We start from the raw sequence: 9,573 nt of genomic DNA, 5'->3' as shown, positions 1-9,573 counted from the left end.
AGTGCCCACACAGATTGTCTGTTTCTTCTTTTTAAAGAGCTAACAGCGTTTAATTAACTCAACATTTCGTTGTTTTACTTCGCTGTCTCAAGGGTTGCGTATACTACGCCAACCTTTTTTATTCGTCAAGATCTTTTTTTAAAATTTTTGACCTTGTTCACTAACCTTATTCGCCGACTGCTTTATGCTGACTGCGTGTCAGTGGCTGCGCATTATAGGGACTTCTTTTTTTTTGGCAAGCAAAAAATTTCAAACATTTAATCGGTAGCATAACTTTTAAACAAGTTAAATATTAATAGCATGATATTTATGAAGATTATAGTCAGATAACTTTTTAATCAACTTTTCTACAGACTGAGTATAAACTGTGCTTAATACAATATTTTTAGACGTAGAAGGAATTATTCGGTCCAGTTTATATTTATCATTTAGCAAATTACAAACCCGTATTGCAATCGCATGACCTGAATCTATTAAGTTTGATTGAGGAAAAATCATCTGTAATTCTGTTTTAATGAAAGGATAATGCGTACAACCTAGAACTATTGTATCCGGAATTGTTTGTAACCTAAGCCAAGGTTGCATTAATTCTTTTAATTGTTTCATATCTACAGTAATACCCTGTAATTTATTTTCGGCTATGAGTGCTAATTCCGATAATCCTAACAATTTAACAGTACAATGCGAGGCAAATTGCTCTATTAAATCGGTTATATAAGTTCTTTCAACAGTTGCTTTTGTTGCTAATAATCCTATACATTTATTTTTAGTAAGTAAGCTAGCAGGTTTAATCGCTGGTACAACTCCAATAATAGGAAAAGAAAATTTAGAGCGCAGATTAGGCAAACAAATAGTACTAGCTGTATTACAAGCAATAACTGCTAAATCAATTGGATAAAATTTAGTAACAGCCTCAATTACAGAATTCACTCTATTAATTAAAAAATTTGATGATTTATCTCCATAAGGAAACATTTCATTATCAAACACATAGATATAGTGTGCATTAGGTATTTTATTATAAATTTCATTATAAACAGATAAACCACCAATACCTGAATCAAACACTAACACTGAAGGCGATTGTTTTACGATATTCATCTTAGCTATAGGATATTAAATAACAAATTATAAACGCGTCATATCGTAAATTGATTAAAAATTAATGCAAGTTTTTTACTAAAGCTAATATTATATTTTACTCTATAAATTATGGACTAGACGTCTAGACGGTAAAACTGCTAAGATAAATATACATTAAATCTGAGTAATATATTTCAAGCATTATGTAAGAATTAAGTTGAGAGGGTATTTTATGTCAGAATTTCTATTTACTTCAGAATCTGTTTCGGAAGGTCATCCAGATAAAATTGCCGATCAAATATCTGATGCGGTACTTGATGCAATTTTAGAACAAGATCCAAAAGCACGTGTTGCTTGCGAAACATACGTAAAAACAGGTATGGCTCTAGTTGGCGGTGAAATCACTACTTCAGCTTGGGTAGACATTGAAGAATTAACTCGAAAAACAATTAATGATATTGGTTATACCAGTTCAGAAATGGGATTTGATGCAAATTCATGTGCGGTGCTTAATGCTATTGGCAAACAATCTCCAGATATCAATCAAGGAGTTGATCGAAACGATCCTCTAGAACAAGGTGCTGGTGACCAAGGTATAATGTTTGGTTATGCTACAAATGAAATGCCAAATTTAATGCCTGCGGCTATAAGTTATGCTCATGATTTAATGCGCCGCCAAGCAGAAGTTAGAAAAAATGGCATACTTCCTTGGCTAAGACCTGATGCCAAAAGTCAAGTCACATTAATTTATCAAGACGGTCAGATAAAAGGTGTTGATACAATCGTTTTATCAACCCAACATTCAGAAGATATTGAACAAAAAGCATTACATGAAGCAGTCATGGAAGAAATCATTAAACCAACATTACCACCTGAATGGTTAACATCAAGAACAAAATACTTTATTAACCCAACAGGGCGATTTGTTATTGGTGGGCCAATGGGTGACTGTGGACTAACTGGAAGAAAAATCATTGTGGATACTTACGGTGGTGCTGCACATCATGGTGGTGGCGCTTTTTCTGGAAAAGATCCATCAAAAGTTGACCGCTCAGCAGCTTATGCCGCACGTTATGTTGCCAAAAATATTGTTGCAGCAGGACTCGCTGACAGATGTGAATTACAAATATCCTATGCCATTGGTATTGCTAATCCTACATCAATCTATGTTAATACTTTTGGCACAGAAAAAATCCATCACGATAAAATTGTATCACTTATTAAAGAATTTTTTGATTTAAGGCCTTATGGATTGATTCAAATGCTTGATCTAATTCAACCAATCTATAAACAAACAGCAAGTTATGGTCATTTTGGTCGAGATGTATTCCCTTGGGAAAAAATTGATAAAGCGGCACTACTACGTGATGCAGCAGGATTATAAACGCATACCAATTTATTTACATAATCAGGTAATGGCTTGTTTAAGAGGTCACTTATTACAAGCCAATCAACGCCTACATTCCCAATATAGAGATCCTAAAATTGTTTATAAAACTAAAGGCAGTATTGCTGGTAGTGCCCTTCTAACACTCTGGGAAATTCAGCTTAATTCGATTATGTTGCTAAATAATGGGACTCAATTTATTGAGGAAGTTGTGCCTCATGAACTAGCTCATCTCCTTGTTTTTAAAGAGTTTGGTAAAGTAAAACCACACGGTAAAGAATGGAAATATATTATGTCGGAAATATTAGGAAAAAATCCAACTACAACTCACCATTTTCCCGTTCAACGCAATACTTATTTATACTACTGTAATTGTCAACAACATCATTTAACTTCGATAAGACACAACAAAATACAAAATAATAAAACTAGTTATTTATGTCGCAAATGCGGTACTATGCTCAAAATTAAAGACACTATTTAATTCTAAGAAATACTGTATGTGTAAGTTAGATTTTTATTTTTACAAAATTTCGTTATTAATTATCACTCTTTTTATTATTTATGTGCTGTTATACCTATTATTATGTAAAACAAGTATCTGAACATTCTAAACTTAATAGATTTTGGATTTGGACAATTTTCTAGTGGCTCATGCTTTTGGGTTATGGAATTAGCTGGAGACGAGACTTTTTTCCTGAGGTACCACGTTTTTATTATAAGCTTATTGCTAGTATATTAATAGCAGTTCCAATACTAACTATATGTTTACCCATAATTCACCGGGAAATTTCTCATTGCTACAAATGTAAAAAAATACCATTTTGGCATATATTCTTTGCTTTTTTATTCTTAGGTATAGCCGACACCGCCGTATTAGACATGAATTTTTAGTTATAACAAAAAGAGCGAAAAGATCTCATTGAAGAATTAATGAAGATGCCTTATCTTCTTTGTTTAGGATTAATAATCTTTTATATACAAAAAACGAACAAAAGAGAGTAAATTTCGAATGCTAAGCTACCGCCATAGTTATCATGCAGGTAATCATGCAGATGTTTTAAAACATATAGTATTGACACTATGCATTGAATCATTAAAAGAAAAAGAAAAGCCTTTTTTATATCTAGACACACACTCAGGTGCAGGCCGATATTTATTAAAAAGTGAGCACTCTGAAAAAACAGGCGAATATCTATCTGGAATTAATTTGTTATGGCAACAATCTAATATTCCAGAATTAATTAATACTTATATATCGATACTTAAACGTTACAACCCTTTTGATGAATTGAAATATTATCCTGGCTCACCACTAATAGCAAAACAATTATTACGTAAGCAAGACAAACTCAACCTTACTGAGTTACATCCAACTGATTATCCTTTACTAAAGCAAGAATTTAGCAAAGATAAACGAACAAAAGTTTTACGTGAAGATGGCTTTGTCCAATTAAAATCAAAATTACCTCCGCAATCTCGTCGTGGAATAGTATTGATTGATCCTTCTTATGAAATTAAAGACGATTATCAAAAAATACCTGTAGCATTATTAGAAGCATATAAACGTTTTGCAACAGGAGTTTACTTAATTTGGTATCCTGTGGTATCTCGTACACAAACGCAAAAAATGATTGATAATATTGTTAACTCAGGCATAAAACGAGTTTCACAATTTGAGCTGGCAATAAAACCAGATAATAATCAAAAAGGCATGACGGCTTCAGGAATGATAGTAATTAATCCACCATGGAAATTACACGAACAAATGCGTACAATTTTGCCATGGCTAAAAACGATATTAGACATTGAAAAAACAGGAAACTGCATCATTAGAGAGCTAGTTCCTGAATAGTGTTTACTATTAAACTATTACCAAAAATTTTCTGGAAAATCGATATCTAAATATAAAGTTATGATGAAAAGTGACAAGAAAATAGATAAATCCACAAAATAATAGTTAATAATAAAGACAAAAATACAGCAGCCGAGCCATAATCTTTTGCTCGGCCAGATAAGTCGTGTCTTTCAGACCCAATGCGATCAACCACACACTCAATTGCGCTATTTATTAGCTCAGTAATCATCACAACTCCAATCGATCCAAGTAATAAAATACGTTCATAAATAGAAAAATCGATTAGCATTACAACTATATAAGCTATAACTAACAGAATTAATTCTTGTCGAAAAGCTGTTTCATATTTAATTGCTGATTTAAAACCTTTCAAAGAATATTTGGTTGCATTAATTAAACGTCGCAATCCCGTCGCTTTTTCCATAATTATATTCCAAAGTAATATTATCTTACATAACCATAGTTCATTAAACGTTGAAACCTTCTTTCCAGCAATACTGATAATTGCATATTTTCAAGTTCATCAAGATCACTAAGTAGTTGTGTTTTCAGTGAAGTAGATACAGCAGTATAATCACGATGAGCACCGCCAAGTGGTTCAGGTACGATTGAATCAATAAGATTTAGCTTTAATAATTTATCTGCCGTCATATTCATTGCTTCGGCTGCAACGGATGCTTTGTCAGCACTCTTCCATAAGATAGAAGCACAACCTTCAGGCGAAATGACAGAATAAGTACTATATTGAAGCATATTAACTTTATCTGCAACACCAATAGCTAGTGCACCTCCAGATCCTCCCTCACCAATGACTGTACAAATAGTAGGCACCTTAAGGCGGGACATCTCTCTCAAGTTACGTGCAATAGCTTCCGCTTGACCACGTTCTTCAGCGCCAATGCCAGGATAAGCACCTGGAGTATCAATAAAAGTAATTATTGGTAATTTAAAGCGTTCAGCCAATTGCATTAATCTTAACGCTTTACGATAGCCTTCTGGTGCTGGCATACCAAAGTTACGATAAATTTTTTGTTTTGTTTCTCGTCCTTTTTGATGCCCAAGAACCACTACTGTTCGCCCATCAATACGTGCTACTCCACCAACAATTGCTTTATCATCCGCATAAGCTCTATCACCAGCTAATTCATCAAAATCAGTAAAAATTTCCTTTATATAATCCAAAGTATAAGGGCGGTTCGGATGTCTAGCTAGTTGCGCAATTTCCCAAGGAGTTAAATTAGCAAATATTTTTTTTGTTAATTCACGACTTTTTTTATTTAATTGTTTGATTTCTTTATCTAAATTAATATCTAATTCAACTTGTTGCGAATCAATATTCTTTAAGGAATTAATTTTTGCTTCTAATTCCGCGATCGGCTTTTCAAATTCCAAAAAATTGTTCATAACGCTTGTAATTGCCTCTTAATTTATTCGGTATTTTAAAAAATACACTATCTAACATAGTATACGGCTTAATTCTTAAGATAAAATTAAGCCAATTCTACTATGTAATACTCATTAAAGTCACCTATATTTATATTAATAGACTGCAACTTTTCCAAAATCTAGTTATCTACATTTATTAAAATGAAGCTTTATTTATTCAAACTCAAATTCGATACGATCGAGACCAAGTAATGTTTTTAATTCAACAATTAAAGAATCTTCTGGGATAATTCTCCATGTTGTACCAAATTGTATTCTAACAACTAAATCATCTCGGTGATAATATAAATGAATCGGCACACATCCATTCTTATAAGGCTCAAATAATTGTTGTAATCGCTGTAATATTGCTTGATTAGTTTCATTCTCAGTTAAAGTAATGGATAATCCTTTTACATATTTAGCTCGAGCATCTTTCAAATCAACAAGATCTCGTACAGACATTTTAAATCCGCCATTAAAATCATCATTGCTAACTTGACCTGAAGCAATAAGAATTTTATCTTTTACTAATAAATGTCCAAATTTATCTAAGGCATCCGAAAACAACATGCCATCAATACGACCAGAACGATCATCTAAAGTAAATAAACCAATTTTATTACCTTTTTTGGTAATTCTTATTCTTGCATCTACAACAATGCCCGCAAAGGTTGCCAATTTTCCCCATCCAGTAGGAGAAGCCTCACTTATTCGTAATCCACCTGTATAACGATTTAATTCTTTTAAATATTGAGTTACAGGATGCCCAGTTAAATAAAGCCCTAAAGCTTCACGTTCACCATCAAGCAAAACCTGCTCAGGTAATTCAGGAACCGCAGCATAAGCATGTTCAACTTGTTCGGGTTCTTCAGCCAAAACACCAAACATATCTTCTTGACCAATATTTTGAGCTCTAGCATATTGATCCGCCGCTTGCATTGCATCATTAATACTATGTAAAATTGCCGCTCGATGAGGGCCTAGTTTATCAAAAGCTCCAGCCATAGTCAGTTTTTCAAGAACTCGACGATTAATTTTCTTCATGTCTGTTCGAGCACAAAGTTCGAAAATATTTTTGAAATAACCACCACTATTACGAGCTTCAACAATCGCCTCGATAGGTCCTTCACCAACACCTTTTATTGCACCAATCCCGTAAACGATCTCACCTTTATCATTTACATGGAAGTGATAAAGGCCACTATTGATATCAGGAGGATTAACTTTTAATCCCATCCTTAAGCATTCATCAACTAAACCAACAATTTTATCAGTATTATCCATATCGGCAGTCATAACAGCAGCCATAAATTCTGCAGGGAAATGAGTTTTTAACCATAAAGTCTGGTAAGAAACAAGCGCGTAAGCTGCTGAATGAGATTTATTAAAACCATATCCAGCAAATTTTTCAACCAAATCAAATATTCGCATCGAAAGTTCGCCATCAATGCCTTGTTTTTCTGCACCTTCTTTAAAAACAGAACGTTGTTTTGCCATCTCTTCAGGCTTTTTCTTCCCCATAGCTCGACGTAGTAAATCAGCGCCACCCAGTGTATAACCCGATAGGGTTTGTGCAATTTGCATAACCTGTTCTTGGTATAAAATAATGCCGTAAGTTGGCTCTAAAATAGGTTTTAATGATTCATGTTGATATTTAATATCAGGGTAAGAAACCTCTTCGCGACCATGCTTTCGGTCAATAAAATTATCAACCATACCTGATTGTAATGGTCCAGGACGAAATAAAGCCACTAAAGCGATCATATCCTCAAAACAGTCGGGCTTTAAACGTCTTATTAAGTCTTTCATTCCTCGAGATTCAAGCTGAAACACTGCTGTAGTTTCGGCTTTTAATAATAATTCAAAAGACTTTTCATCATCTAAAGGAATTCGAGTTATATCGACTTTTTCTTTACTTTCTCGTAGCTGGCGCTCATTAATCATTTTGATTGCCCAATCAATAATGGTTAATGTTCTTAACCCTAAAAAGTCAAACTTAACAAGCCCTGCATATTCAACATCATTTTTATCAAATTGAGTAACTGGATGATGACCTTCTGGATCGCAATAAATCGGTGAAAAATCAGTAATTTTAGTTGGTGAAATTACAACTCCCCCTGCATGCTTACCTGCATTTCGGGTTACACCTTCTAATTGTCGAGCTACGTCAATTAATGATTTAATTTCTTCATTATTATCATATAACTCCTGAAGCTGAGGTTCGACTTCAAAAGCTTTAGCTAGAGTCATACCTGGATCTAATGGTATTAATTTCGCAATACGATCAACAAACCCATAAGGATGCCCAAGGACTCGACCAACATCGCGTATTACCGCTTTGGCAGCCATAGTTCCAAAAGTAATAATTTGAGATACTGCATCTCGTCCATACATATCGGCAACATGATCAATAACCAGATCGCGTTTTTCCATACAAAAATCGACGTCAAAATCAGGCATTGAAACACGTTCAGGGTTTAAAAAACGTTCAAAAAGTAAATCAAATGCTAGAGGATCTAAATCGGTAATTTTTAATGCATACGCAACGAGGGAACCAGCTCCAGATCCCCGCCCAGGCCCAACAGGAATATCATTATCTTTAGACCATTGAATAAATTCCATTACGATGAGAAAATAACCGGGAAAACCCATTTGGTTAATAACCGTCAATTCCGTTTCTAAACGCTCATCATATTTTGACCTTCTTTGTTTTCTAATTTCAGAATCCGGAAATAAAAACTCTAACCTTTCTTCTAATCCTTGACGCGATTTATATACTAAAAAGTCTTCAGTAGTCATATCTCCAGTCGGAAATTTAGGCAAAAAATACTCACCTAACCGTATAGACACATTACAACGTTTTGCTATTTCAACGCTATTTTCAAGCGCTTCAGGAATATCAGAAAATAGCTCACACATTTCCTGCTCAGAACGTAAATATTGATCTGCTGAATAATTCTTAGGCCGTGATGGATCCTCAAGAGTATTCCCATCGTGAATTGCAACTCGAATTTCATGAGCTTCAAAATCAGAAGACTTTAAAAATCGAACGTCATTAGTTGCAACAACCGGTAATAAATATTGTTCAGCCAGTTTTATAGCACGATGAATAAACAACTCTTCATTTACTCGATTAGTACGTACTAACTCGAAATAAAAGTACTCATTAAAATTTTGAAGGTAAAAATGAATAGCATCATCAATAATAGTTTGATTATTGCGAATAATACCGATACCAATATCACTATCTCGCCCCGCTAACACAATTAAGCCTTCTCGATGCTCAATTAACCACTCATTATCAACTACAGGCAAATCTCCAAGATATCCTCGCTGATAGGCTTTAGAAATCAATAAAGTAAGATTTTGATATCCCTGATTATTAGCAGCTAATAGAGTTAGACGGTAAATATCATCAGGCAATTGAGAACTTCTAATAGCGAGATCTGCACCAATGATAGGTTTAATGCCTTTTGACATTGCTGAGCCATAAAACTTAACCAGTCCACAAAGATTAGTAAAATCGGTGATTGCAAATGCTGGCATCTGCAACTTGCTCACTTCATTTATTAATGCACCTACTTTAGCAATTCCATCAATCATTGAGAAATCACTATGCAAATGAAGATGAATAAATTTTGGTTCCGCCATAATTACCAGAAATGATTATGCTTAAAAAATTATACGAGATTATAACATAGGCAGTAGGAATATTCTTATCTCTTTAATGGCAAACACTAATTGGATAAAAAACAATGGTAGGATCCATTATTATTTTGATAAATGAAAACGCCTATATCAAAGATATACCGCCGAT

Annotated in this window: 7 protein-coding genes; 3 read left to right on the top strand and 4 right to left on the bottom strand. The window is 33.9% G+C overall.

Annotated elements, in window-relative coordinates; all coding sequences use genetic code 11:
- Window positions 1-285 precede the first annotated feature (285 nt).
- On the bottom strand, window positions 286-1,101 hold the full coding sequence (gene murI, locus GQ594_RS06585; protein ID WP_160411815.1) for a glutamate racemase: 816 nt from the start codon (window positions 1,099-1,101) through the stop codon (window positions 286-288).
- Between the two features lie 214 nt (window positions 1,102-1,315).
- Between murI and metK the strand changes: the two genes are divergently transcribed.
- The 3 genes from metK (at window position 1,316) to GQ594_RS06570 (ending at window position 4,325) form a co-directional block, all read left to right on the top strand.
- Window positions 1,316-2,467, top strand: coding sequence for a methionine adenosyltransferase (gene metK, locus GQ594_RS06580; RefSeq protein WP_160411816.1), 1,152 nt, complete (start codon window positions 1,316-1,318; stop codon window positions 2,465-2,467).
- Window positions 2,451-2,954 carry a SprT family zinc-dependent metalloprotease gene (locus tag GQ594_RS06575; protein WP_160411817.1) on the top strand — a complete coding sequence of 168 codons (504 nt, stop codon included), beginning with the start codon at window positions 2,451-2,453 and terminating at the stop codon, window positions 2,952-2,954. Before metK ends, GQ594_RS06575 begins: the two co-directional genes overlap by 17 nt.
- A gap of 528 nt (window positions 2,955-3,482) precedes the next feature.
- Complete coding sequence (locus GQ594_RS06570) at window positions 3,483-4,325, top strand: 23S rRNA (adenine(2030)-N(6))-methyltransferase RlmJ (protein WP_160411818.1); 843 nt, start codon at window positions 3,483-3,485, stop codon at window positions 4,323-4,325.
- Window positions 4,326-4,383: 58 nt separating this feature from the next.
- On the opposite strand, the gene GQ594_RS06565 is transcribed toward GQ594_RS06570, so the two are convergent.
- The 3 genes from GQ594_RS06565 to dnaE form a co-directional block, all read right to left on the bottom strand.
- Complete coding sequence (locus GQ594_RS06565; RefSeq protein WP_160401015.1) at window positions 4,384-4,752, bottom strand: diacylglycerol kinase; 369 nt, start codon at window positions 4,750-4,752, stop codon at window positions 4,384-4,386.
- A 20-nt stretch (window positions 4,753-4,772) separates the two neighbouring features.
- On the bottom strand, window positions 4,773-5,732 hold the full coding sequence (gene accA / locus GQ594_RS06560) for an acetyl-CoA carboxylase carboxyl transferase subunit alpha (protein ID WP_160411819.1): 960 nt from the start codon (window positions 5,730-5,732) through the stop codon (window positions 4,773-4,775).
- A gap of 195 nt (window positions 5,733-5,927) precedes the next feature.
- A complete protein-coding gene (gene dnaE / locus GQ594_RS06555; protein WP_160401013.1) occupies window positions 5,928-9,407 on the bottom strand; it encodes a DNA polymerase III subunit alpha in 3,480 nt (1,159 codons plus the stop codon).
- Window positions 9,408-9,573: the final 166 nt, after the last annotated feature.

This window comes from Gilliamella sp. Pra-s52, from assembly GCF_009795805.1.
GTDB lineage: Bacteria > Pseudomonadota > Gammaproteobacteria > Enterobacterales > Orbaceae > Gilliamella.
This window is presented reverse-complemented; position numbering and strand designations above follow the sequence as displayed.